The organism is Streptomyces vulcanius (assembly GCF_042653945.1).
GTDB classification, from domain to species: Bacteria; Actinomycetota; Actinomycetes; order Streptomycetales; family Streptomycetaceae; genus Streptomyces; species Streptomyces mangrovi.
Genome location: NZ_JBHSFK010000035.1, coordinates 104,644 through 125,630, shown reverse-complemented (window position 1 = coordinate 125,630; position 20,987 = coordinate 104,644). Strand labels below are relative to the sequence as shown.

Sequence of the window (20,987 nt, the reverse complement as noted above, 5' to 3'; positions counted from 1 at the left end):
CGGTTACATTCCGAACCCGGAAGCTAAGCCTTACAGCGCCGATGGTACTGCAGGGGGGACCCTGTGGGAGAGTAGGACACCGCCGAACAATCTTTAGGAAACCCCCGCACCGTTGGTGCGGGGGTTTTCTGTTTTCTAGGGTTCTACCAGTCTTGTTTCGTACGCCAGGATCACTGCCTGGATCCGGTCCCGGGAGCCCGTTTTCGCGAGGACCCGGCCTACGTGGGTTTTCACCGTCGACTCGGCCAGGTGCAGGCGCTTGGCTATCGTCCAGCCCTTTCCGATGACCCGGCGTAGGCGTACTCGTCGATGTCGAACCTGGTGAGGATCAGGACGCGGGTGCGGGCGCCGGCGGCGGTGATGCGGCGGGTGGCCTCGATGCCGTCCAGGCTGGGCATGCGGAAGCCGAAGCGCTGCAGAGGTTGGTCGTCGGCGATGAGGACGGTGGTCACTGCGGGGATTCCTCCGGCAAGTGCAGGCGAACGCGCCAGCCGCGTTCGGGGTGGGGACGGGGGCCGGCCTCGGTAGACGGTGAGTTGGCGGCCCGGGGGAGGGCCGGGGTGCCGTGGATGGTGGTGCGGATGGGGAGGCCTGCGGCTCTGACGCCCTTGATGAGCTGGTCGAGGTCGGTGAGGGTGGGCCGGGGGGTGAGGTCCTGGTCCGCGCTGCCGCGCGGGTGGCGGACGGTGGTCAGGACGACGGGGATGATGATCACGGCCGTCGGCCACCACCGGGTGCGCGAGGGGCGCCTCAGAGCCAGCTGGTGGATGACGATCAGCTGGAGCGTGGCGCCCGTCCAGGCGTTGACCAGGGCGAAGGGGAGCATGGTCAGGAGGACGGCGTAGGAGGGGGTGTCGGGGAGGGCGGCTATCGTCCAGAAAGCCGTCAGGTGCAGGTCCCTGACCAGGGGGTGGCGGCGGTCGACGGCGCGGAGGTGGCGGGTGGTGCGCTGGATGTACTGGGAGAGGGGTTCGGGGTCGGGGGCTGGTCCTTCGGGTGTGGCACGGGTTCATGATGGCCGGAGGGTGCGGTGCGTGGGCGTCGGAGGGTGGGTGTATTCGGGGTGAGGGGTGTCGTACCTGGGTACTACCGTGAGCTGTATGAATGACTTTGTGGTGCGGGGTATACGGGCCGATGAGTGGGAGTCCGTGAAGGCGTTGCGGCTGGTTGCCCTGCGGGATCCCGTTGCGGCGATCGCCTTTCTGGAGACGTATGAGGACGCCGTGGCTCGGCCGGACTCCTTCTGGCGGGAGCGGGCTCTGGGCGCGGGTGAAGGGGCTGTCGGGGTGCGGCAGTTCGTTGCGGTGGACGGGGGCGGTGAGTGGGTGGGGTCGGTGACCGTGCTCGTGGAGGAGGCGGGGAGCGTGGACTGGGCCGGGCTTCCCGTCGAGCGGCGGCAGGGGCATGTGGTGGGGGTTTATGTGCGGCCCGAGTGGCGTGGGGGTGCGGTGAGCCGGGAGTTGTTCGAGGCCGGGGTGGAGTGGGCGTGGGGGGTGGACGTGGAGCGGGTGCGGCTGCTGGTGCATGAGCGGAATCTGCGGGCGCAGGGTGCCTATCGGCGGTTGGGCTTCACGCCGAGTGGGGTGACCGTGCCGTCGGGCGAGGACGGGAAGGACGTCGAGTTGGAGTTCGAGCGGATGCGGTAGGCCGCCGTCAGACCGGGAGCTCTGTGTGGGGCCAGCGGGATCTTGCCTGTTCGCGGGAGCGGAGCAGGGCCAGGGTGGGGAGGCCCTGTGCCTGGCCCGTCGTCAGGAGGTCCGGGAGTTCGGGGAGGGGGGCCACCGCGGCGATGTCGTCCAGGACGAGGGTGAGTGGTGGGTCGAGGCGACCGGAGGATGACCGTTCGGCCATGCGCCGGCCGCGCTCGACCACGCTGGAGACGAGGGCCGTGAGGAGGGGCATCGCGCCCGGGTTGGTCCTGGGGTCCTCGATGGATTCGCCGACGACGTAGAGCGTTCCCCCCTCGTTCACGAAGGAATCCAAGGCAAGGGCATCACTTCGGTTGGGCGTGCAGGCCTCGCGGATGTTGATCGTGGAGAGGGCGGAGAGGGCTCGGGAGGTGAGCTCCTGGGCGATGTCCCGGCGTTCCGGGTGGGCGGTGAGGGCGGCTTCCAGTTCGCCGGCCGAGCCGGGGGCGGCCTTCGGGTTCGTACGGAGGGTGCGGACCGCTTCCTGGATGCCGGTGCCCTGGGACCAGCGGTGGACGTGGCGGATGGTGCGGCCGTCGATGGCGGCGGCGTGGAGGTAGCTGCGGAGGAGGGTTTCCGCGGTGTCGCTGACCGCTTGGTCCAGGCGGGCTGTGGGGCGTACGGGGGTGAGGAGGGCGGTGGCTCTCTTTGCCGCTGTTGGTTTGTCCTCGCAGCCTGTGGTGGGGGACCAGTGGAGGCGGGCGGGGGTGTCGCAGCGGTGGGTGGGGTCGTAGAGGTGGACTGGGCCGAGCTTGGCTCGGGAGTCCTTGGTGTCCTGCCAGAGGGTGGGGGCCGAGGTGACGATGAGGGCGGGGCCCTCGGCGTCCCGGATGGCTTGGGTGGCGGTGGGTTTGCGGTCTTCCGGTGGGGCGTAGAGGACTGCCGCGCCTGCGGCGCGGGTTGTTTCCCACCCGCCCGCTCGTTCACCCTTGGACAGAGAAGTGGACGCCATGGGTTGCGGTTGTTGCCCCGGCTCCGCCGCCAGTTCCGGTTGCGGTGATGGGTTCCGGTTCGGTCCGCCGTTCGGGTTCGGGTTCGGGTTCGGGTTCCGGCTCGGTCCGGCGTTTGGGTTCGGGGCCGGGGCCGGGGCCGGGGCCGGGGCCGGGGGCGGCTCGGTTCTGGGGGCTGGCACCTCGTTGGGGGCCGGTAGCTCGGTGGATGTTGGTGCCGGGGTGGCGTAGGCGCCCGCGCGTTTGCGGGATCGGACTGCTTTCCAGCGGGCCAGGGTGCCCATGGTGAAGATGGTCAGGACGAAGAGGACCATCAGCTGGCCGATGAAGAGGCCCCAGAAGAGCCCGTAGCCCGAGAGGGCGCCGGGGTGTGTGTCCGGCCAGGCGGCCGCGATGTCGTGGGGGTCGGTGACGAGGTGGCGCATGGCCAGGGGGGTGCGGGTGAAGGTGAGGCCGGTGGGCCAGGTGCCGTGCGAGAGGAGGGCGGCCAGGCCTGTCGCGGTCCAGGTCAGCAGGGTGATGCCGAGGAGGAACGCGAGTATGCCGAGGAGGAGGCCGTCGGGGATGCCGCCGGCCTGGACGGCACGCCGTTCGTCGCTCGGTCTCATGGCTGTCCTGTCCTCCCCCTACGCCACCGTTGATTCCGAGTCGCCGAGGTGTTGTTCGACGAAGGCCGCGGCCCGTTCCTCCGCCTCCAGTTCGGCGGCGTGCAGGGCGTCGTCCACGGCGGCGAGGTGGTCTGCGGAGGACTCCGTCATCGCGCGGTCGGTGAAGACCAGGGGGCGTTCCGTCTCGGTGATCAGGTGTTTGACGACCTGGACGTTGCCGTTGACGTCCCAGACCGCGATGCCGGGGGTCAGGGTGGGGATGATTTCGACGGCCCAGCGCGGGAGGCCCAGGACGCGGCCGGTGGCTCGGGCCTCGTCCGCCTTCTGGGCATAGATCGTCCTCGTGGAGGCCATTTTGAGGATCGCCGCGGCTTCCTTTGCCGCCGCTCCGTCGACCACGTCGGAGAGGTGGTGGACCACGGCGACGAAGGACAGGCCGAGGCGGCGGCCGAACTTCAGGAGGCGCTGGAAGAGCTGGGCCACGAAGGGGCTGTTGATGATGTGCCAGGCCTCTTCCACGAGGAAGATGCGCTTCTTGCGGTCGGGGCGGATCCAGGTGTGTTCCAGCCAGACACCGACGATCGCCATCAGGATGGGCATGGCGATGGAGTTGCGGTCGATGTGGGAGAGGTCGAAGACGATGAGGGGGGCGTCGAGGTCGATGCCCACCGTCGTCGGGCCGTCGAACATGCCGCGGAGGTCGCCGTCGACCAGGCGGTCCAGGACCAGGGCGACGTCCAGGCCCCACGCCCGCACGTCGTCTATGGCGACGTTCATCGCCTCCGCGGACTCCGGTTCGGGGTGGCGGAGTTGTTCGACGATGTCCATCAGGACCGGCTGGCGTTCGACGATCGTCTCGTTGACGTAGGCGTGGGCGACCTTGAGGGCGAAGCCGGAGCGTTCGTCGAGGCCGTGGCCCATCGCCACCTCGATGATCGTGCGCAGCAGGGCCAGCTGGCCTGTTGTGGTGATCGAGGGGTCGAGTGGGTTGAGGCGGATGCCGTGGTTCAGGGCGGCCGTCGGGTCCAGGCGGATGGGAGTTATTCCCAGCGCTTGGGCGATGAGGTTCCATTCGCCTACGCCGTCTTCGCCTTGCGCGTCGAGGACGACCACCTGGCGGTCGCGGAAGCGGAGCTGGCGCAGGACGTACGTCTTCTCGAGCGCCGACTTGCCGTTGCCGGACTCGCCGAGGACCAGCCAGTGCGGGGCCGGGAGTTGCTGGCCGTACAGCTGGAAGGGGTCGTAGATGTAGCCCTTCCCGGAGTAGACCTCGCGGCCGATGATGACGCCGGAGTCGCCGAGGCCGGGGGCGGCTGTCGGGAGGTAGACCGCCTGGGCCTGGCCGGTGGAGGTGCGCACGGGCAGGCGGGTGGTCTCGACCTTGCCGAAGAGGAAGGACGCGAAGGCGTCGGTGAGGACGGTCAGCGGGTCCCGCATGTGATGCCCCTACCTTCGGATGCCGGTGGCGAACGGGAGCGTGTTCACGAACGCGCGGTGGTGCTCGCGGTCGCACCACTCCAGCTTCAGGTACGACTTTCCTGCCGACGCCCTTATCGTCCGCTTGTCGCGGGCGAGTGCCTCGGGGTTTCGGGAGGAGACGGTGATGTAGCCGACCAGGTTGACGCCGGCGGCGCCGGAGGCCAGGTCCTCGCCGCGCTGGTCGAGGCGGGAGTGGGCGGCGACGTCGCGGGGGTCGACGGTGCGGTTCATCTTGGCGGCGCGACTGGCTTCCGCGTCGTCGTTCGTCTTCTCCGTGAGCATGCGTTCGATGGCGACCTCGGTGGGTTCGAGGTCCATCGTGACGGCGACCGTGCGGATGACGTCGGGGGTGTGGACGAGCAGGGGGGCCAGGAAGTTGACGCCGACGGGGGTCATCGGCCACTCCTTCACCCAGGCGGTGGCGTGGCACCAGGGGGCGCGGGTGGACGACTCGCGGGTCTTGGCCTGGAGGAAGGTGGGCTCCATGGCGTCCAGTTCGGCCGGCCAGGCGTTGCGCTTGGTCATCGCCTGGAGGTGGTCGATCGGGTGGTCCGGGTCGTACATGGAGTGGACGAGGGAGGCGAGGCGGCCCTGGCCGAGGGGCTGGCGGACGCGGATGTCCGCCTCCTGGAGGCGGGAGCAGATGTCGGTGAGCTCGCGGGCCATGACGACGGCGAGGCCGGCGTCGCGGTCCAGCTTGCGGCCTGCCTGGGGGCGGGCGGCGCGGGCCATGGCGTGCGCCTCGGCAGCCAGCTCGCGGTTGAAGTGCATACAGGCGACGAGGTAGGCGCGGTGCTGCTCGCTGCTCGTCGACACCATGGACTGGAGCTGGTCGTAGGACTGCGACAGCCAGCCGGGGGCCTTCCCGTCGCCGCGCTGGGAGACGTCCTTGGCGTGGGCGTCGGGGTCGGCGGGGAGGGTGCGGGCGAGCATCTGGAGGCGGGTGACGAAGCCGTCGCCGTTGGCCACGTGCTTGAGGAGGGTGCCGAAGCGGTCGACGAGGGCTTCCTGGTCCTCGCTGTCGCGCAGGCCGACGCCGGGGCCCTCGATCTCGATGGCGGCGGTGACGGTACGACGGTCCGCGTGCAGGAGTACGGCGATCTCGTCGGGGCCGAAGGGGGCGGCGAGCCAGTTGATGCGGCCGATGCCCGGGGGCGGGCCGACCTCGACCTCCTGGCCGCCGACGCGGATGCCGGCCTCCATCACGCCGGAGCGGTAGGTGGTGCCCTGGCGGAGGGTGCGCTTGTAGCTGCGGTTGATCTCGAACCACTTGTAGAACGTGCGGTGCTTGTACGGCACGTAGACGATGGCGAGCGCGAGCACCGGGAAGCCGGTGAGCAGCACGATCCGCAGGGACAGCACGGGGACCAGGAGTCCGCACATCATGCCGAGGAACGCGCCGGCGATGATGAGCGCGATCTCGCCGGTCTCGCGGTTGCGGCCGACGATCGCGTTCGGCCGGGCGCGGCCGATCAGATACGTACGGCGGGGCGAGATCGCGTGGGACACGTGGGACTCGGTGGTCAACGCCCGTCACCTCCGGTGGGGTTGTTGCGGGTCTTGCCGGCGTGCGGGGTGTTCACCGGGCTGGTGCGGGGGGCGGGTGCGGCGGAGGGGACGGATCCGCCGCCTCCGTTCGAGGAGCGCGAGCTGTGTGCGGAGACGCCGCCGGAGACGGGGTTGGACGGGCGGGCGCCGCCGGATGCCTGGCCTCCGCCTCCGCCGCCGTTGTTGTCGGCGCGGGTGCTGTGTGTCTTGATGCCCTGGGCGACGAGGGTCGCGGGGCTGCTGATGACGGCGGCGGCCTTGCCCTCGGCGCCCTGCATGATGCGGTTGTTGCGGCCGCCGGCGATCTCGTCGCCGAAGCCGGGGACGAAGCGGTAGATCATCGCGCTGGCGAAGATGGCGAGCAGGATGATGGAGAGGCCGGAGACGACGGCGGAGAAGGAGTCCGGGCCGTCGTCGGCGGAGAGGGCTCCTGCCAGGCCGAGGACGATCACGATGATCGGTTTGACCAGGATGACGGCGATCATGATGCCGGCCCAGCGGCGGACGTGGCCCCACAGGTTCTTGTCGACCATGCCGGCGTAGACGACGGTGCCGAGGAGGGCGCCGACGTAGAGCAGGGCGGCGCGGATGACGAGCTCCAGGTAGAGGACGCCGGCGGCGAGGATGGACACCAGGGAGACGACGATCAGCATGATCGGGCCGCCGCCGATGTTCTCGCCCTTGGCGAGGGCGGCGGAGAAGGTGCCGAAGAACGTGTCGGTCTGGTCGCCTGTCGCCTTCGCCAGGACTTCCGTGATGCCGTCGGTGGCGGATACGACGGTGTAGAGGATCAGGGGGGTGAAGGCGGAGGCGAGGACGGTGAGCCAGAGGAAGCCGACGGCTTCGCCGATGGCGGTGCTGAGGGGGACGCCCCGGACGGCTCGCTTGGCCACGGCCAGCAGCCACAGCAGGAGGGTGAGGACGGTGCTTGCGGCGAAGACGACGGCGTACTGCTGGAGGAACTTGGGGTTGGTGAAGTCGACGTTCGCGGTGTCCTTCACGGCGTCGCTGAGCTTGTCGACGGTCCAGGAGGCGGCGTCGGCACAGCCCTTGGCGAGCGACGAGAGGGGGTCGAGGGTGTCGGAGACACCGGGGTTGGTGCCGGTGCTGGCGTCGCCGTTGCCTCGTTCGCAGTACTTCTTGGCTTCGCCGCTGATGAGGCTGCAGTCGACGCTGCTGGAGGGCGAGGGGGACGCGGACGGCGACGGGTCGGGGCTCGGGGCGGCGAAGGCACGCGTGGCCAGCAGGACAGCGGTCGTCTGGACGGCCGTCACGACTCCGGCGAGCCTGAGCAGGCGGCGCGGCTTACCGGGCATACGTGAACCCTCCGTACTCCTCGATGGCCTTGCTGATCTCGTCGGAGGTGGCGGCCTGGTCGTCACCGGGGACGGGCGCGGGGCCGTCCTTCTGGGTGTCGGCGGTGATCTTCCAGTCGCCGCCGGTCCAGCTCAGGTCGATGGTCCAGGTCTTCCACGACGAAGTGACCGGGTCGGTCGAGCTCGTGCCGGACATGCCGATCAGGCCCATGTACCAGACGGCGACCTTGGCGGTGGCGTCGGAGTACGACTGGACCGTGGTGCCCACGGGGACGACGCGGGAGACGAAGGTGTTCCCCTTGGGGGCGTCGCCGTTCGCGTCGAGGCCCATCTTGGCGAGGAAGTCGGCGGAGTAGGCCTGGTCCATGGCGCTCTGCAGCTTGGCCGCGGTGCCGGTGGTGTAGACGGCGTCGACCAGGGTGTGTCTGCTGTCCTTCTGGAACATGCCGGTCGAGCCGAGTGCCACGGCGTAGTTCGCGGCGGCCGACTGCGCGCCCTGCTCGGTGTGCGCGAACCCGGAGGGGATCCCGGCCTTCTTCGACTCCACCGGCTTCGTGCCCGTTGCCGCTGTTGTTGTTGTCTTTGGTTTGTTGGTGTCTGTTGTGGAGGTGGTTGACGGGTCGTCGTCTCCGCCGCGGTTCGCGATGGCGATGGCTGCGATGAGGAGGACGACCACGCCGACGACCGTGATGAGGCTGCGGGAGGAGCGGGCGGGCCGGCGGGCGCCGCCGTACGGGTCGGCATCAGGAAGGCGAACGCGGGTACCCGTGGGTTCGCCGTAGTTGTTTTCGTCGCCGGGAGTCATGCCGCGTATGCCCCCTCATTGCCGTGCGGGACCGCGTATCGGACCGCGTAGAAGTACGACGGTAGCCGTGCTGGTTCCCGCGCGGGCGCGGTGTGGTGACTCGACATCAGGGAAACGCAACCTCAGCCGGTGGGCGCGACGGGTGGGTGGGGTGGAGGGGCCTGGAACGGGGCGAGGGGCCGCTTTGCTAGATGGCCATGCCGTACACGATCGTGAACAGCGTGCCGAGTGAGCCGATGATGAAGACGCCCGTCAGGCCGGCGATGATGAGGCCTTTGCCCTGTTCCGCGCTGAAGGTGTCCCGCAGGGCCGTCGCGCCGATGCGCTGCTTGGCCGCGCCCCAGACCGCGATGCCCAGGCAGAGGAGGATGGCGACGGCCATCACGACCTGGATCATCGTCTTCGCCTCGTTGCCCAGGCTGCCGAAGGGGCCCCAGTCCGGAGCGATCCCGCCGATGATGGTGTTGATGTCGCCCTTGTCGGCCGCGTACAGCATGTAAGTCACCGCCCCTGGTGGGTAGTTCCGTAGTTCCGCAGGTGTCGTCTGTCCCCCGCTATGTGCAGAGGTCACTTCTCATTGTTGCCGACATTGACGCCTGGTTATGTCGACTTGGCGTCATTGTTGGCCGGGATTCGTATGAATGGCTCGTACGGTTACTCTGTGTATCACGGTAGGTTACGCCGGGCAATGAGGCCGGAGCGGAACCTGGGTGTGGTTCCGTCGTTGACCCACTTCTCGATGTTCTCATGGGCGGCGGTGTACGAACGGCGAACGGGCCGCGGCTGGATGCCACGGCCCGTTCGCCCTTGCCCCCGGCGGCCCCCACGGTCCGCCGGCGGTCGTTCTGTGTGCGGGGAGTGATGGTGCGTCAGCCGGTGAAGGCCTCGATGCCCTCCGGGGTGCCGACGCCGGTGGGGCCGTCGTAGCCCGACTTGGCGGTGCACAGGTAGCTCGCGCTGGAGGAGCAGGAGCCGTTGCTGCCGCTGGTCACGTCGTTGAGGGAGGACGTGCCCAGGTAGGCGTAGGGGTAGGAGGCCGGGTAGTCGCTGCTGCCGGGGGTGCCGGCGAGGGCGTAGACCGCGGCGATGATGGGCGAGGAGGCGCTGGTGCCGCCGAAGGTGTACCAGCCGGCGGTGACCCCGTAGGAGTCGTAGACGGAGACGCCGGTCGCCGGGTCGGCCACAGCGGATACGTCGGAGATGGTGCGCTTGGAGCAGCCGGTGTCGGTCTGCCAGGTCGGCTTGGCGTCGTAGGCGGAGCAGCCGGAGCCGGTGCCTTCGGTGGAGCTGGTGTTCCAGACCTTCTCGGTCCAGCCGCGGGTGGTGGAGGAGCTGGAGAGGGCGGTGCCGCCGACGGAGGTCACGTAGCGGGAGGCGGCCGGGTACTCGGCGCCGTAGCCCTCGTCGCCCGCGCTGACGGTGATGGCGACGCCGGCGTGCTTGAAGTACGAGGTGTCGTAGGAGGTGTCGGAGGAGGACTCCGAGCCGCCGTAGCTGTTGGAGACGTACTTCGCGCCGAGCGCGACGGCCTCGTTCACGGACTTGCCGAGGTTGGCCATGCTGGCGGAGGTCGCCTCGACCAGCAGGATGTTGCAGTTCGGGCAGACGGCGCTCGCCATGTCGAGGTCCAGGGACTCCTCCTCGGCCCAGCCGCTGTCGGCGGAGGGGAGCGAGGTGGTGGAGCCGGTCTGGCTCACCTTCTTGAAGCAGCCGTTGGCGACGGTGCAGGCGGAGAGGCCGTAGTACGAGCGGTACTTGGCGAGGTCGGCGGCGGCGTTCGGGTCGTCGTAGGCGTCGACGATCGCGATGGTCTCGCCGGAGCCGTTGTCCGCGGCGGCGTCGGTCAGGCCGTAGGCGTCCTGGAGGTCGGACGGGCCGTAGCCGGTGGGGCTGGCGGCGGCGGCCTTCGGGGTGACCTTGGCGGTCTTGCCGGTCTCAGCGGCGCGTTCCTTCTGGAAGGCGGTGGTGCCGCCGGTGACGCGGTAGGAGTTGCAGGCGAGTTCGCCCTTGTGCTTGGGGGTGGCACAGGGGGTGGCCGCCCAGGTGACCTTCGCGCTCGCGGAGGTGGAGGTGGCGGGGGCCGCGCTCGCGTGGGCCGCGGTGCCGAAACCGGCGAGCACGAGGGCGGCGGCGCCGAGGGCCGAGGCGCCGATGCGGCGCCATCTGCCGGATGCGGCAGAGGGGTTGGGGGAAGTCGTCGTACGCAACGGACAGCTCCTGAATGTGGGTGACAGGGGCGGTGCGGGTGGGGGGTGGTGCGTGCCACCGGTACGAGGTCCCCGGTGGCGGGCGGCGGCCCGCCGACGACTGTGCGCTTGTTGGGTACGTGACAACAAGGTAGGCCGCGGAGTTCTGACTTCCGCATTGCTCAAGGCGGTTGAGGGATTGCCCGCCGATGGCGCCTCGATGGACGGAGAATGGCCGGATCTTGACCCCGCGGTCAGCGCCGGAGCAGTCCGTGGAGGTTGTGGTGGACCAGGGCCGCCACGCCCGCGAGGGCCGTCCGCGGGTCGAGGCTCTCGTTGGCCGTGAGTACGGCATATCCGTGCAGCGCGGCCCCCAGGGTCACGGACAGCTCGCGGGGGTCGCCGTCGACGATCTCGCCGCGCTGCTGCGCCTCGGCGAGCATCCGCTCCAGTGATCCGACCGTCCGGTCCACGGCGGCGGTCAGTTGACCGGCGGTGTCGGAGGCGTCGGGGGCGTGCTTGCGGGCGAACATCAGTTCCAGGAGTGCGGCGTTGTCGAGGGTGAAGGTCAGATAGGCGCGGGCGAGGGTGGTGATCCGGGGCTCCAGGGGGAGGGCCGGGTCGTCGCTGTCCTGCAGGGTCGCGGACAGCCGCTCGAACCCGGTGAGCGCGAGGGCGTCCAGCAGGGACTGCTTGTCCTTGAAGTGCCGGCCGGGTGCGGCATGGCTCACACCGATCTCGCGCGCCAGCTCCCGGAGGGAGAGGGAGCCCGCGCCCTTGTCGCGCAGGGTGCGCTCGGCGGAGGAGAGCAGGGCGGAGCGGAGGTCTCCGTGGTGGTACGGGCGGCTCTCCGACGGCATCGACGACATCTCGGACGGCATGCGGGTCATCGTATCTCCGTGTAGACACCGTCATCATTGTTGTCATTGACAGCATTGTTGTCGGCGCCTACTTTGACGGTATGGCTGAGAAGAAGAAGGCATGGAGTGTGAGTGACCTCCCCGACCTGACCGGGCGCACGGTGGTCGTGACGGGCGGGAACAGCGGTATCGGGTTCACCGCCGCCGACGCGCTGGCGCGGGCGGGGGCGCGCGTCGTCCTCGCGGTACGGGATCCGGAGCGCGGGCGGGCCGCCGCGGCGCGGATCGGTGACGGCGCGGAGGTCCGTCGGCTGGATCTGGCGGATCTGTCGTCCGTACGGGAGTTCGCGGCGGAGTGGGCGGGGGCTCCGCTGCACACGCTGATCAACAACGCCGGCGTGATGATGCTGCCGAAGCAGTCGACGGCGGACGGCTTCGAGCGCCAGTTCGGCACGAACCACCTGGGCCACTTCGCCCTCACCAACCTGCTGCTGCCTTACGTCACCGACCGCGTCGTCACCGTCTCCTCCGGTCTGCACCGCTCGGGCGTGATCGACTTCGACGATCCGAACCTGGCGACGAGCTACACCCCGCAGCGCGCGTACGCCCAGTCCAAGCTGGCCAACCTGCTGTTCACGCTCGAACTCCAGCGCCGTCTCGCCGAGTCCGGCTCGTCCGTCCGGGCCCTCGCCGCGCACCCGGGCTGGGCCGCCACCAACCTCCAGAGCCACACGGCCAACCCGGTGGCCCGCCTCTTCATGCGCGTCGGGAACGTCCTGTTCGCCCAGAACGACCGCGCGGGCGCCCTGCCCACGCTCTACGCCGCCACCCAGGACCTGCCCGGCGCCTCGTACGTCGGACCGGGCGGGATGGGCGAGATGCGCGGGGCGCCCACGCTGGTGGGGCGGTCGGCGGCGGCGAGCGACGCGGATGCTGCGCGGCGGCTGTGGGTCTTGTCGGAGGAGCTGACGGGGGTGCGGTCGGGACTCAGCGTGGGATGAGCGTCCACACCGAGACGGTCGTGCGGTCCTCGCTGTACGTGTACCAGTGCCCGGCGCCCAGGACGGCCGGGGCGCCGGTGACGGGGGCCGGGTAGGTGAGCCGCACGGCACCGGGCGCGTCGCGTGTCACCAGCCAGTGGCGGCCCTCGCCCCACTCCTCGTCCTGCTCTACGGTCCCGGCGACCACCGTCGAGTCGTCGAGGAAACCGCCGGCCCAGTCCCAGGCGGGCCAGACCTCGTCGTTCTCCGGCGCCGCGTCCGGGTGGCGGGGTACGGACTTCTCCACGTCCCACTCCGAGACCACCGCGCCGGTCGCCGTCTCGTGCAGGGCGAGCAGGTCCTGGTCGTGGGAGACGGTCATGAAGTGCCCGCCGGACGGGCTCACGTCCAGCAGGGCCAGGTCCAGCCCTTCGAAGTACTCCACACTCAGCCGCTCGCCGTCCCAGCGGCCCCAGCGCATCGGCGCGCCGTCCTGCCCCTCGCCGATGCTCAGGCCCATCTGGCGGGGGTCGGGGTGCGGGATGTGTTCGCTGCCGGCGGCGGCGGACTGTGCGTCGACCCGGGCGAGTTGGCGTCCGTCGGTGGGGTCGAGCAGCAGCCATTCGTCCACAGCCTGTGGATCGCGCACGTGCGCCCACAGCAGCGAGCCGTCCGGGGAGAAGCCGGCGGAACCGCGGTCGGGGTACCTGTGCCGGGCGTCCGTCGCGTACTCGTCGAACGAGCCGTGCGACCCGGTACAGCCCCAGCAGCCGTGCCGTATCTCCCACCGCGTGGCCCCGCTCGCCTCCACGGCGCGCAACGCGTGTGTGCCCGCGAAGACGACGACGTCCGCGTCCGGGGAGACGGCGCAGGTGCCGAAGCGGCGGGTCCACGGGGCCGGGAAGCGGGTTCGCTCCGTGGGGTGGAACGCGTCGTCCAAGTGCTGTACGAGTACCTCGTCGTCGCTCCGTTGCACGAGCGCGGTATGCCCGCCGCGCAGCCGGATCAGCTCCAGGGGGGCGGTGTTCGGGTCGGGGAGCGGTGCGGTGAGGGTGGCGACCAGGTGCGGGGTGCGGGTCATACGCCCTCGACGCCTTCCACGAAGTGGTCGAACTCGCCTGCCTGGACGCCGAGTACGAAGGCGTCCCACTTGCGGCGGTTCGTGGTGACCACGTTGTCCGGGTCGTTGGTCACCCGGAGGTGGACGGGGGCTTCGCCGTCGTCCTCCGCTCCCTCACCGAAGGCGATCTCGATCCAGGGACCGGGACCGGTTGCCTCCGGCGGTGCGGCGCGGATCCAGGTGAGGTCGGCGGGGAGGTCAGACACGGGGGCTTTCCTTTTTGAGGGTGGTGAGGAGGGCGGCGAAGGTGGCCGGGGCGGCCCTGAGTATGGATCCGCTGGGGTCGCCGCTTTCGGTGAGATGGACCGTGCGGGTGGTGGCGGCGACGTGGACGCAGGAGGCGCCCTCGGAGCAGTGTGAGGATTTCTGCCAGTTCACGGGGGCTCCTCAGAGGTCTCGCAGGAGGTGCTGGATGAGGTCCCGGGTCTTCTCCGGGGTGAGTGCGATGGTGTCGATGCGGTCGAACAGCGTGCGGTACTTGTGCAACTGGGCTTCGGCGTCGAGGAACGCGAGGCCGTGGGCCTGGTCGAGGTAGACGGTGTCCAGCTGGGGAACCGGCCCGTGCGCGTAGTGGATCGACTGCCCTGATCCCGGGTAGGCCCCGGCGTCGAAGGTGATGGCCCGCAGGGTGATGTGGTCGCGTTCGCTCAGGTCGAGCAGGTGTTGCAGTTGCTGCCGGGCGACCGTGGAGCCGCCGACCTTCATGCGCAGGGCGGCCTCGTGGACGATCGCCTCGTAGGGGGTCGGGTCGTCCGCGCGGAAGAGGACTGCCTGCCGTTTGATGCGGAAGGACAGGCGGTGCTCGATGTCCGACGGAGAGAGCTCGGTGACGGCCTGGCGGAAGATCTCCAGCGCGTATTCGCGGGTTTGGAGCAGGCCGGGGACGCGTGCCGTCGTGGAGTCGCGCAACGACTGGGCGTGGTGTTCCAGTTCGGCCAGGTCGAGGAGCGGGCGGGAGAGCGGCTCGCGGTACGCCTCCCACCAGCCGCGACTTCGGTCACCCGTCATCGCTGCGATCGCTTCGACGAGGACCTTGTCCGGGCAGTCGTAGTGGCAGGCCAGGGCGCGTACGCGCTCGGCACTCACCCCGGCCCGTCCGGCCTCGATGTTGCTGATCATCGTCTGCTTGGAGCCCAGCAGTTGACCGGCCTCGGTAGCGGTCAGGCCGGCGCGCTCCCGAAGTTTGCGCAGCTCGGCGCCCAGGCGGAGCTGGCGTCCCGTCGGGTCTGTCCTCACGGCTTGCCTGCTTCGGTTGTCACCCACACGAGTGGCGTGAAACGGATTTTAGCGGATTCGTGTAATGCATTACTCAATGGCCGCTACCTTACAACCAAGCGCAGTCCCCCAACTCCCCACAGTGACCGGAGACTTCCATGACCACCGTAACTCCGCCCTGGGCCTACACCCTCGAACTCCCCCACGATCCACGCTCACCGGGGATCGCCCGGGCCACCCTGCGTGCCGTACTCGACGCCCGTGCCCTCTCCTCTCTCACGCCCACCGCCGAGCTGCTCGCCGCCGAACTCCTCTCCAACGCCCACCTCCACACCACCGGGCCCTACGCCCTGCGGCTGCGATCCGTCGGGTCGGGGCGGGTCCGGGTCGGGGTGTGGGACACCGACCCGCGCGTGCCGCCGGGGTTCGTGGGCGGGGACTGTGCGCCGCCCGGGCTGGAGGACGAGGGCGGGCGGGGGCTGCATCTCGTGCGGGCCTGTGCCGGGAGTTGGGGGGCTGCCGAGCTGGGTGGGAGCGGGGGGAAGATGTTGTGGGCCGAGGTCTGATCCGACGGTTCTCTCACCCTGGTCTCTCACCTTGATGGGACACAGTGGGCCCGATGAAGCGAAACGCGCTGCTCGGTGCGGTCGTGCTGCTGGCCGTCACCTCCGCCTCCGAGGCCGCTGCCGACGGTGGGACCGGGCCGCTCGGGGTGACCGCCGTGGCCGCCGCCACGAAGGACTCCGCGCGCGTGGGGGCGCTGTTCCGCGCCGGCGCCCACTTCTGTACCGCCTCCGTCGTGCACTCCCCGCACCACGACCTCGTCGTCACGGCCGCCCACTGTCTGGGAGGGGCGCAGGGGCTCGTCTTCGCGCCCGGTTACCGGGACGGGAAGGCCCCTTACGGCGCCTGGAAGGTCGTACGGGTCTTTCTGCCCGACGGGTGGGCCAAGGGGCGGCAGGACGAGGACAGTGACGTCGCGTTCGCGACTCTGGCGCCGGTCGGGGGGAGGGAGATAGAGGATCTCGTCGGCGGGAATCGGTTTGTCGGCCGTACGGCGACCGGGGCCACCGCCGTCACCGTCACCGGGTATCCGGACTCCCGTGAGGTCCCCGTCCGTTGCACCAACCGGCCGGTCGCCCACAGCGCCACCCAACAGCGCATCGCCTGCCCGGACTTCACCGGCGGGACCAGCGGGAGCCCCTGGGTGAACGGGGACGGGGATGTCGTGGGGGTGCTCGGCGGGCACGAGCAGGGGGGCGCGACCGCCGACATCTCCTACAGCGTGGTGCTGGGGGCTCAGGCGGCCGAGCTGTACCGGGACGCGGCCGCGGACCCTTGAGCCACATGATCACCCCATGGCGGCGGAGCCGCCTCTACACTGACCTGGGCCGGACTGGCAGGCGGTGAGGGGTGGTTGACGGTGCGTAAGCCGTGGGTCGTGGCATCCGCAGTCGTCGGCGCCGGGGCCGCCTTCATGATGGTGCTGGTCGTGGGGGTCTACCTCGTCGCCGGGAACATGGTCAACGGGGTGGGGGGGACCACCAAGGCGCTGGCCAAGGGGGCCGTTCCCGCCGCCTACTCGGCGCTCGTGCAGAAGTGGGGCAATCTCTGCCCCGCCATCAATCCCGCGCTGCTCGCCGCCCAGCTCTACCAGGAGAGCGGATTCAACCCGCGCGCGCAGAGCCCCGCCGCCGCGCAGGGGATCGCTCAGTTCATCCCCGGCACCTGGGCCACGCACGGCGTCGACGGCGACGGCGACGGCGACCGCGACGTCTGGGACCCGAATGACGCGATTCCATCGGCCGCGAGCTACGACTGCCAGCTCGCCTCGTACGTCAAGGACGTCCCCGGGGACATCACCAGGAACATGCTCGCGTCCTACAACGCGGGGGCGTACGCGGTCATCAAGTACGGGGGCGTGCCGCCGTACAAGGAGACCCAGAACTATGTGAAGACGATCACGACTCTGGAGGAGTCGTTCGCCGCGCCCGTCGGGCGGGTGGACCCGTCGAAGCAGGCCGCCGGGGCTATCTACTACGCGCAGAAGAAGCTCGGCACGCCCTATCTGTGGGGCGGCAACGGCACCGCTGACCAGGGCGGACGCTTCGACTGTTCCGGGTTGACCAAGGCCGCCTACGAGAGCGTGGGGATCACCCTGCCGCGGGTCGCCAACGACCAGTACAACGCGGGGCCGCACCCCAAGCGGAGCGAGCTGATGCCGGGGGATCTGGTGTTCTTCTCGACGGACCCGAACAACTCCCGGGCCATCCACCACGTCGGGATCTATGTCGGTGGGGGGTACATGATCAACGCGCCGTACACCGGTGCCGTCATCCGGTTTGATCCCATCGACGGCGGTGACTATTTTGGGGCCACCCGGGTTACCGCGGATGGCGCGAAAGCGCTCCCCACGAACGTCTGAGACGGCCGGGTACCCACCCCCTGAGCTGCGGTGATGTATCTCTCTTCGATAACGTCTCGGTGATCGTTCAGTGGAGATTGGAACGTATCAAGCGGGGCCGTGCGTTCCTGTTGAGGTGGGCGCACGACAGTAGCGCCGGGCAGGACACGACGAAGGGGCCACAGCGCCATGGCTGGACTCGCCGAATCCGGGTCGAACCCCGACGTCGACCTGCTCTACGACATCAACGGACTCGCCAAGGACGCCCCGCACTGGGTCGACCAGGTGGTCGGGTTCGTCGGTGAGTACGGGTTGCTGGCCGCCATGGTGCTGCTGATTCTCTGGTGCTGGGCGAGTGTGCGGCGCCGGGCCGGCGGGGCCGAGGAGGCCGCTTCCTCCGTCGCCGCGCTCGTGTGGGCGCCGCTGGCTGCGGCCGTCGCCGTGCTCGTCAATGTGCCCATACGGGGGTTCGTGGAGCGCCCTCGGCCCTTTCTCGACCATCAGGGGCTGGACGTTCTCGTCTCCGGCAAGACCGACTACTCGTTCGTGAGCGATCACGCCACCATCACCATGGCGATGGGCATCGGGCTGTTCATCGCCCACCGGAAGTTCGGGCTGGTGGGGATCGGGCTGGGGCTGGTCGAGGGGTTCTGCCGGGTCTATATGGGCGTGCACTATCCGACCGATGTGGTCGGTGGGTTCGCGCTCGGGACCGCCGTCGCGCTGCTGCTCGCTCCCCTCGCCGCCATGCTGCTCAATCCGCTGATGCAGGCCGTCGAGCGGTCGCCGCGGGTGGGGTGGCTCGTACGGAGCCGGGCCGCCCGGGCCGGGGCCCGGGACGCGTTCATCCCGGGGGCCCGGAGCGAGGCCGCTGCCGCGGAGGAACGGGATCTGGCCGCCTGACGCTTCGCTGGAAGCGTGGCGATGAAACCGCGGGCCGGTGGGGGCTGGTCGCGCAGTTCCCCGCGCCCCTTACGGGGCTATAGGGCTTGCGGGTAGGTGAAGACCTTGTCCGGGTCGTACTGCTTCTTCAGCTGGGTCAGGCGCGGGAGCGCGTCGCCGTAGTAGGCCTTGCGCCAGTTCGTCAGGGTCGGGTCCGCGTAGTTCTGGTAGGCCGCGCCCGAGGCGTACGGCGTCATCGCCTTGTGGGCCGAGTTCAGCCAGGACTGGGCGGCCGAGCCGGTCGTACCCGCCCGCCACGACACGATGTACTGGGCCAGCATCCGGGAACGGCGGTGGACGAACGCCGTGGCCGTGGGGGAGACGCGGTTCACCGCGCCGCCGAGGGCGGTCAGCGCGATGCTGCCGGCGCCGCCCTGGACCGTCTTCAGCTGCTTGAGGAGGGTCTGGATGCCCGCCGCCGTCAGTGAGCGGTCGAAGAAGTCCGAGCGGGCCGCGTACGTCTCGCGGCCCAGCTTGCCCTGCGGGGAGCGGCCCGGGGTCGAGCCGGGCAGATGGCACTGGGCGTCGGCCGAGAAGGAGGAGCAGCCGGCGTAGCCCTCCATCGCCTCCTCGTAGCCGCGGCGGCGCAGGGAGACACTCGACGCCGAGGCGCCGACCTTGTCGGCCAGCCGGTCCACCGCGTTCTGGAGCTGGCCGTAGGTGCCTATGCAGAACGCGGCGACGGAGACGGTCGGGTTGCCGCCGGCCGACGCTGACAGGTGCAGGGAGGACCAGATCTCGTCCGGCTGCGACGGGCCCCATTCCTGCCAGGCCTTCACCACCGCCGCCGCCTTCGCCCAGGGCCAGGTGAGATAGCCGGTGACGGCCTGGGGTGCGGGGTGGGTCCTGAAGTGCAGTTCCGTGACGATGCCGAAGTTGCCGTTGCCCGCGCCGCGCAGCGCCCAGAAGAGGTCCTTGTTCTGGGTGGCGTTGGTGACCAGCTGCTTGCCGTCCGCCGTGATGATCGTCGCCTGCGTGAGGCTGTCGCAGGTCAGGCCGTACGCGCGGGAGACGACACCGTGGCCGCCGCCGAGGACCAGGCCGGAGACGCCGACCGTCGGGCAGGAGCCGGCCGGGATCGTGACGCCCTTCGCGGCGAGCGCGCGGTAGACGTCGATCAGCTTGGCGCCCGCGCCGACCACGGCGGTGCTGCCGCTCGCGCGGACCGTCTTCAGCCTGGAGACGTCGACGATCAGGCGGCCGTCGCCGGAGGACCAGCCGCCGTAGGAGTGACCGCCGTTGCGGATCGCGACCTTGATGCGTTGCGCGCGGGCGTACGCCAGAGCCGTGCGGATGTCGTCGGCGTGTGCGACGTAGGCCACGGCGGCCGGCTTCAGGTTGTCGAAGCGGGTGTTGTAGAGCTGGCGGGCCGTCGTCCAGGAGGCGTCGCCGGGGCGGACCAGGGTGCCGTCCAGGTCACGGGCCAGGGCCGCCCAGTTCGCGGGGGCGGAGGCGGTGAGGGCGGAGAGGCCGGTACCGGTGGTTTCGCCGGTGGCGCCCGCGGTGCCGCCGTTTCCGCCGCTGCACGCCGTCGTGGCCGCCGCCGCGACCGCGGCCGTGCCGCCTGCGATGAACGTACGCCGTTCCATGTCCTGTGCCTTCCGTCGGCCTGCTTCGTGGTGCGAGACGGGAGCCCCGCACCGCGGGTTCCGGGGCGGGGCCTGCGGTGACGGAACGGTGACGTCAGCCACGGGCGTGGGTCCTGGCGTCCGTTCTCGCCAGGCTTCTCGCCCTGCGGGCCGGACCGCGCCAGCCGCAGGTGCAGTGGGCCAGGCAGAAGCGGCCTCGTTCGACGGTCGTCGTGATGTGTTCTCCGTCGGCGCGGGGGGACGCCGAACCGTCCTGCTGTGTCACATCCACCACGGTAACGACCCTTGGTAAAGCACTCGTATAGGTGTGCGGGGGGTGGCCGGAATGGCCCGTTCGGCGGTCGCACGACCGGGGAGCGCGCGTGACGGGGGCACCTGACGGTCGTTAGGCGGGGCGAATACGGGACCCGTGACGGACGTACCGGCTTGGGGGTAGGCAGACGATGGCGGAGCAGTGGCACGGACGGCGTGGTGCGGTGGTCGTCGTGGGGCTCGTGGCCGGGGTCTGCGCGGGGGCGGGGGTGGTGGGGTGTTCGGGCGGCGGGGCCGCGGCCGGGGAGGACGCGCGCGCCGGGGATCCGGTGGAGGCGCTGCACCGGGCCGCCGACGCGCTGCGGGCGGCGGGCAGTTCCAAGGCCCGTACGTCGATGGAGATGGCCACCGGCGGGACCCGGGTCACCATCCGCGGCGAGGGGGTCTACGACTACCGCAGACAGCTGGGCCGGCTGAAGGTGATGCTGCCGCAGGATCCGGCCGGGACGAGCTACCACCGGCCGATCACCGAACTCCTCGCCCCCGGCGCGCTGTTCATGAAGAACCGGGGCGCCGGGGTGCCGGCCGACAAATGGGTACGGGTGGAGACGGCCGAGCTGTCCGACGGGAACCTGGTGACCGGCGGGGCCACCGATCCGCTGGCCGCGGCCGAGGTGTTGCGGGGGGCGCGGGCGGCGACGTACGTGGGGCGGACCGAGGTCGCGGGGACCTCGGTGCGGCACTATCGCGGGACCGCTGATCTCGCCGTCGCCGCGGACGACGCCTCGGAGGGGAACAGGGGGTCGCTCGCGGCTGCGGCGAAAGGGTTCGCCACGGCTCGGGTGCCGTTCGACGTGTATCTGGACGACGAGGGGCGGATCCGCAAGGTCCGGCACCGGTTCAGCTTTGTGAACGGGAAGCGGGCGGACGCCGTGGCGGTGGCCTCGACGACCCTGTTGTACGACTTCGGGGCCCCCGTCGACGTACGGCTGCCTGCGGCGCGGGACATCTACGCGGGGCGGATCGCACAGGACTAGACCATTGG

Annotated in this window: 21 protein-coding genes, 1 rRNA gene and 1 pseudogene; 8 read left to right on the top strand and 15 right to left on the bottom strand. The window is 70.3% G+C overall.

What is annotated here, in order from left to right; all coding sequences use genetic code 11:
- Positions 1 to 88, top strand: a 5S ribosomal RNA gene (rrf, locus tag ACFPIH_RS40295); the annotation flags it as partial.
- 47 nt (positions 89 to 135) lie between these two features.
- Here the strand turns inward: rrf and ACFPIH_RS40290 are convergent.
- Together ACFPIH_RS40290 and ACFPIH_RS40285 are read right to left on the bottom strand one after the other, a co-directional pair.
- A pseudogene (locus ACFPIH_RS40290) lies at positions 136 to 452 on the bottom strand (response regulator transcription factor).
- Positions 449 to 826, bottom strand: coding sequence for a hypothetical protein (locus tag ACFPIH_RS40285; protein ID WP_381182778.1), 378 nt, complete (start codon positions 824 to 826; stop codon positions 449 to 451). Before ACFPIH_RS40285 ends, ACFPIH_RS40290 begins: the two are co-directional and overlap by 4 nt.
- 274 nt (positions 827 to 1,100) lie before the next feature.
- On the opposite strand from ACFPIH_RS40285, the gene ACFPIH_RS40280 reads away from it, so the two are divergent.
- The gene (locus ACFPIH_RS40280; protein WP_381182780.1) at positions 1,101 to 1,646 is read left to right on the top strand and encodes a GNAT family N-acetyltransferase; all 546 of its coding nucleotides are present in this window, start codon (positions 1,101 to 1,103) and stop codon (positions 1,644 to 1,646) included.
- 7 nt (positions 1,647 to 1,653) lie between these two features.
- Here the strand turns inward: ACFPIH_RS40280 and ACFPIH_RS40275 are convergent, their stop codons facing one another.
- The 8 genes from ACFPIH_RS40275 to ACFPIH_RS40240 all read right to left on the bottom strand — a co-directional run bounded on the left by ACFPIH_RS40275 (position 1,654) and on the right by ACFPIH_RS40240 (position 11,449).
- Positions 1,654 to 3,246, bottom strand: a complete 1,593-nt coding sequence (locus ACFPIH_RS40275) for a type IV secretory system conjugative DNA transfer family protein (protein ID WP_381182782.1) — start codon at positions 3,244 to 3,246, stop codon at positions 1,654 to 1,656.
- Positions 3,247 to 3,264: 18 nt separating this feature from the next.
- The gene (locus ACFPIH_RS40270; RefSeq protein ID WP_381182784.1) at positions 3,265 to 4,683 is read right to left on the bottom strand and encodes an ATP-binding protein; all 1,419 of its coding nucleotides are present in this window, start codon (positions 4,681 to 4,683) and stop codon (positions 3,265 to 3,267) included.
- Positions 4,684 to 4,692: 9 nt separating this feature from the next.
- Entirely contained in the window at positions 4,693 to 6,252 is a 1,560-nt protein-coding gene (locus ACFPIH_RS40265; RefSeq protein WP_381182786.1) for an SCO6880 family protein, read from the bottom strand.
- Positions 6,249 to 7,589 (bottom strand): hypothetical protein, encoded by a 1,341-nt coding sequence (locus ACFPIH_RS40260; protein ID WP_381182788.1) that lies wholly within the window; start codon positions 7,587 to 7,589, stop codon positions 6,249 to 6,251. Before ACFPIH_RS40260 ends, ACFPIH_RS40265 begins: the two co-directional genes overlap by 4 nt.
- The gene (locus ACFPIH_RS40255) at positions 7,579 to 8,394 is read right to left on the bottom strand and encodes a DUF8175 domain-containg protein (protein WP_381182790.1); all 816 of its coding nucleotides are present in this window, start codon (positions 8,392 to 8,394) and stop codon (positions 7,579 to 7,581) included. The genes ACFPIH_RS40260 and ACFPIH_RS40255 overlap by 11 nt, the downstream gene beginning before the upstream one ends.
- Before the next feature lie 187 nt (positions 8,395 to 8,581).
- Positions 8,582 to 8,890, bottom strand: a complete 309-nt coding sequence (locus ACFPIH_RS40250) for a hypothetical protein (protein WP_381183014.1) — start codon at positions 8,888 to 8,890, stop codon at positions 8,582 to 8,584.
- 373 nt (positions 8,891 to 9,263) lie between these two features.
- Positions 9,264 to 10,601, bottom strand: a complete 1,338-nt coding sequence (locus ACFPIH_RS40245; RefSeq protein WP_381182792.1) for a S53 family peptidase — start codon at positions 10,599 to 10,601, stop codon at positions 9,264 to 9,266.
- Between the two features lie 233 nt (positions 10,602 to 10,834).
- Entirely contained in the window at positions 10,835 to 11,449 is a 615-nt protein-coding gene (locus ACFPIH_RS40240) for a TetR/AcrR family transcriptional regulator (protein WP_381183016.1), read from the bottom strand.
- A gap of 92 nt (positions 11,450 to 11,541) precedes the next feature.
- Between ACFPIH_RS40240 and ACFPIH_RS40235 the strand changes: the two genes are divergently transcribed.
- Positions 11,542 to 12,441: an oxidoreductase gene (locus tag ACFPIH_RS40235; RefSeq protein WP_381182794.1), complete on the top strand. Its 900-nt coding sequence runs from the start codon at positions 11,542 to 11,544 to the stop codon at positions 12,439 to 12,441.
- Here ACFPIH_RS40235 and ACFPIH_RS40230 read toward each other — a convergent pair.
- The 4 genes from ACFPIH_RS40230 to ACFPIH_RS40215 are packed head-to-tail and all read right to left on the bottom strand — an operon-like array spanning position 12,428 to position 14,776.
- The gene (locus ACFPIH_RS40230; protein ID WP_381182796.1) at positions 12,428 to 13,501 is read right to left on the bottom strand and encodes a hypothetical protein; all 1,074 of its coding nucleotides are present in this window, start codon (positions 13,499 to 13,501) and stop codon (positions 12,428 to 12,430) included. The two genes, ACFPIH_RS40235 and ACFPIH_RS40230, sit on opposite strands and share 14 nt — an antisense overlap.
- Positions 13,498 to 13,746, bottom strand: a complete 249-nt coding sequence (locus ACFPIH_RS40225; RefSeq protein WP_381182798.1) for a DUF397 domain-containing protein — start codon at positions 13,744 to 13,746, stop codon at positions 13,498 to 13,500. Before ACFPIH_RS40225 ends, ACFPIH_RS40230 begins: the two co-directional genes overlap by 4 nt.
- Positions 13,739 to 13,918, bottom strand: coding sequence for a DUF397 domain-containing protein (locus ACFPIH_RS40220; RefSeq protein ID WP_381182800.1), 180 nt, complete (start codon positions 13,916 to 13,918; stop codon positions 13,739 to 13,741). Before ACFPIH_RS40220 ends, ACFPIH_RS40225 begins: the two co-directional genes overlap by 8 nt.
- A gap of 9 nt (positions 13,919 to 13,927) precedes the next feature.
- Positions 13,928 to 14,776: a helix-turn-helix domain-containing protein gene (locus ACFPIH_RS40215; RefSeq protein ID WP_381182802.1), complete on the bottom strand. Its 849-nt coding sequence runs from the start codon at positions 14,774 to 14,776 to the stop codon at positions 13,928 to 13,930.
- A gap of 137 nt (positions 14,777 to 14,913) precedes the next feature.
- On the opposite strand from ACFPIH_RS40215, the gene ACFPIH_RS40210 reads away from it, so the two are divergent.
- From ACFPIH_RS40210 to ACFPIH_RS40195, 4 genes are all read left to right on the top strand, one after another.
- A complete protein-coding gene (locus tag ACFPIH_RS40210) occupies positions 14,914 to 15,321 on the top strand; it encodes an ATP-binding protein (protein WP_381182803.1) in 408 nt (135 codons plus the stop codon).
- 53 nt (positions 15,322 to 15,374) lie between these two features.
- The gene (locus tag ACFPIH_RS40205; RefSeq protein WP_381182805.1) at positions 15,375 to 16,097 is read left to right on the top strand and encodes a trypsin-like serine peptidase; all 723 of its coding nucleotides are present in this window, start codon (positions 15,375 to 15,377) and stop codon (positions 16,095 to 16,097) included.
- Between the two features lie 75 nt (positions 16,098 to 16,172).
- A complete protein-coding gene (locus ACFPIH_RS40200) occupies positions 16,173 to 17,180 on the top strand; it encodes a C40 family peptidase (RefSeq protein ID WP_381182807.1) in 1,008 nt (335 codons plus the stop codon).
- 168 nt (positions 17,181 to 17,348) lie between these two features.
- The gene (locus ACFPIH_RS40195) at positions 17,349 to 18,062 is read left to right on the top strand and encodes a phosphatase PAP2 family protein (RefSeq protein WP_381182809.1); all 714 of its coding nucleotides are present in this window, start codon (positions 17,349 to 17,351) and stop codon (positions 18,060 to 18,062) included.
- A gap of 77 nt (positions 18,063 to 18,139) precedes the next feature.
- Here ACFPIH_RS40195 and ACFPIH_RS40190 read toward each other — a convergent pair whose 3' ends face one another.
- Positions 18,140 to 19,690 (bottom strand): FAD-binding oxidoreductase, encoded by a 1,551-nt coding sequence (locus tag ACFPIH_RS40190; RefSeq protein ID WP_381182811.1) that lies wholly within the window; start codon positions 19,688 to 19,690, stop codon positions 18,140 to 18,142.
- Positions 19,691 to 20,133: 443 nt separating this feature from the next.
- Here ACFPIH_RS40190 and ACFPIH_RS40185 point away from each other — a divergent pair, with 443 nt between their 5' ends.
- Positions 20,134 to 20,979 (top strand): SCO4651 family lipoprotein, encoded by an 846-nt coding sequence (locus tag ACFPIH_RS40185; protein ID WP_381182813.1) that lies wholly within the window; start codon positions 20,134 to 20,136, stop codon positions 20,977 to 20,979.
- Positions 20,980 to 20,987 lie beyond the last annotated feature (8 nt).

What these genes read in the sequence shown, in the direction of transcription:
- ACFPIH_RS40285 (WP_381182778.1), bottom strand. Translation starts at nt 826, where the DNA reads ATGCTCCCCTTCGCCCTGGTCAACGCCTGGACGGGCGCCACGCTCCAG.
- ACFPIH_RS40280 (WP_381182780.1), top strand. Translation starts at nt 1,101, where the DNA reads ATGAATGACTTTGTGGTGCGGGGTATACGGGCCGATGAGTGGGAGTCC.
- ACFPIH_RS40275 (WP_381182782.1), bottom strand. Translation starts at nt 3,246, where the DNA reads ATGAGACCGAGCGACGAACGGCGTGCCGTCCAGGCCGGCGGCATCCCC.
- ACFPIH_RS40270 (WP_381182784.1), bottom strand. Translation starts at nt 4,683, where the DNA reads ATGCGGGACCCGCTGACCGTCCTCACCGACGCCTTCGCGTCCTTCCTC.
- ACFPIH_RS40260 (WP_381182788.1), bottom strand. Translation starts at nt 7,589, where the DNA reads ATGCCCGGTAAGCCGCGCCGCCTGCTCAGGCTCGCCGGAGTCGTGACG.
- ACFPIH_RS40255 (WP_381182790.1), bottom strand. Translation starts at nt 8,394, where the DNA reads ATGACTCCCGGCGACGAAAACAACTACGGCGAACCCACGGGTACCCGC.
- ACFPIH_RS40250 (WP_381183014.1), bottom strand. Translation starts at nt 8,890, where the DNA reads ATGCTGTACGCGGCCGACAAGGGCGACATCAACACCATCATCGGCGGG.
- ACFPIH_RS40240 (WP_381183016.1), bottom strand. Translation starts at nt 11,449, where the DNA reads ATGTCGTCGATGCCGTCGGAGAGCCGCCCGTACCACCACGGAGACCTC.
- ACFPIH_RS40235 (WP_381182794.1), top strand. Translation starts at nt 11,542, where the DNA reads ATGGCTGAGAAGAAGAAGGCATGGAGTGTGAGTGACCTCCCCGACCTG.
- ACFPIH_RS40230 (WP_381182796.1), bottom strand. Translation starts at nt 13,501, where the DNA reads ATGACCCGCACCCCGCACCTGGTCGCCACCCTCACCGCACCGCTCCCC.
- ACFPIH_RS40210 (WP_381182803.1), top strand. Translation starts at nt 14,914, where the DNA reads ATGACCACCGTAACTCCGCCCTGGGCCTACACCCTCGAACTCCCCCAC.
- ACFPIH_RS40205 (WP_381182805.1), top strand. Translation starts at nt 15,375, where the DNA reads ATGAAGCGAAACGCGCTGCTCGGTGCGGTCGTGCTGCTGGCCGTCACC.
- ACFPIH_RS40195 (WP_381182809.1), top strand. Translation starts at nt 17,349, where the DNA reads ATGGCTGGACTCGCCGAATCCGGGTCGAACCCCGACGTCGACCTGCTC.
- ACFPIH_RS40190 (WP_381182811.1), bottom strand. Translation starts at nt 19,690, where the DNA reads ATGGAACGGCGTACGTTCATCGCAGGCGGCACGGCCGCGGTCGCGGCG.
- ACFPIH_RS40185 (WP_381182813.1), top strand. Translation starts at nt 20,134, where the DNA reads ATGGCGGAGCAGTGGCACGGACGGCGTGGTGCGGTGGTCGTCGTGGGG.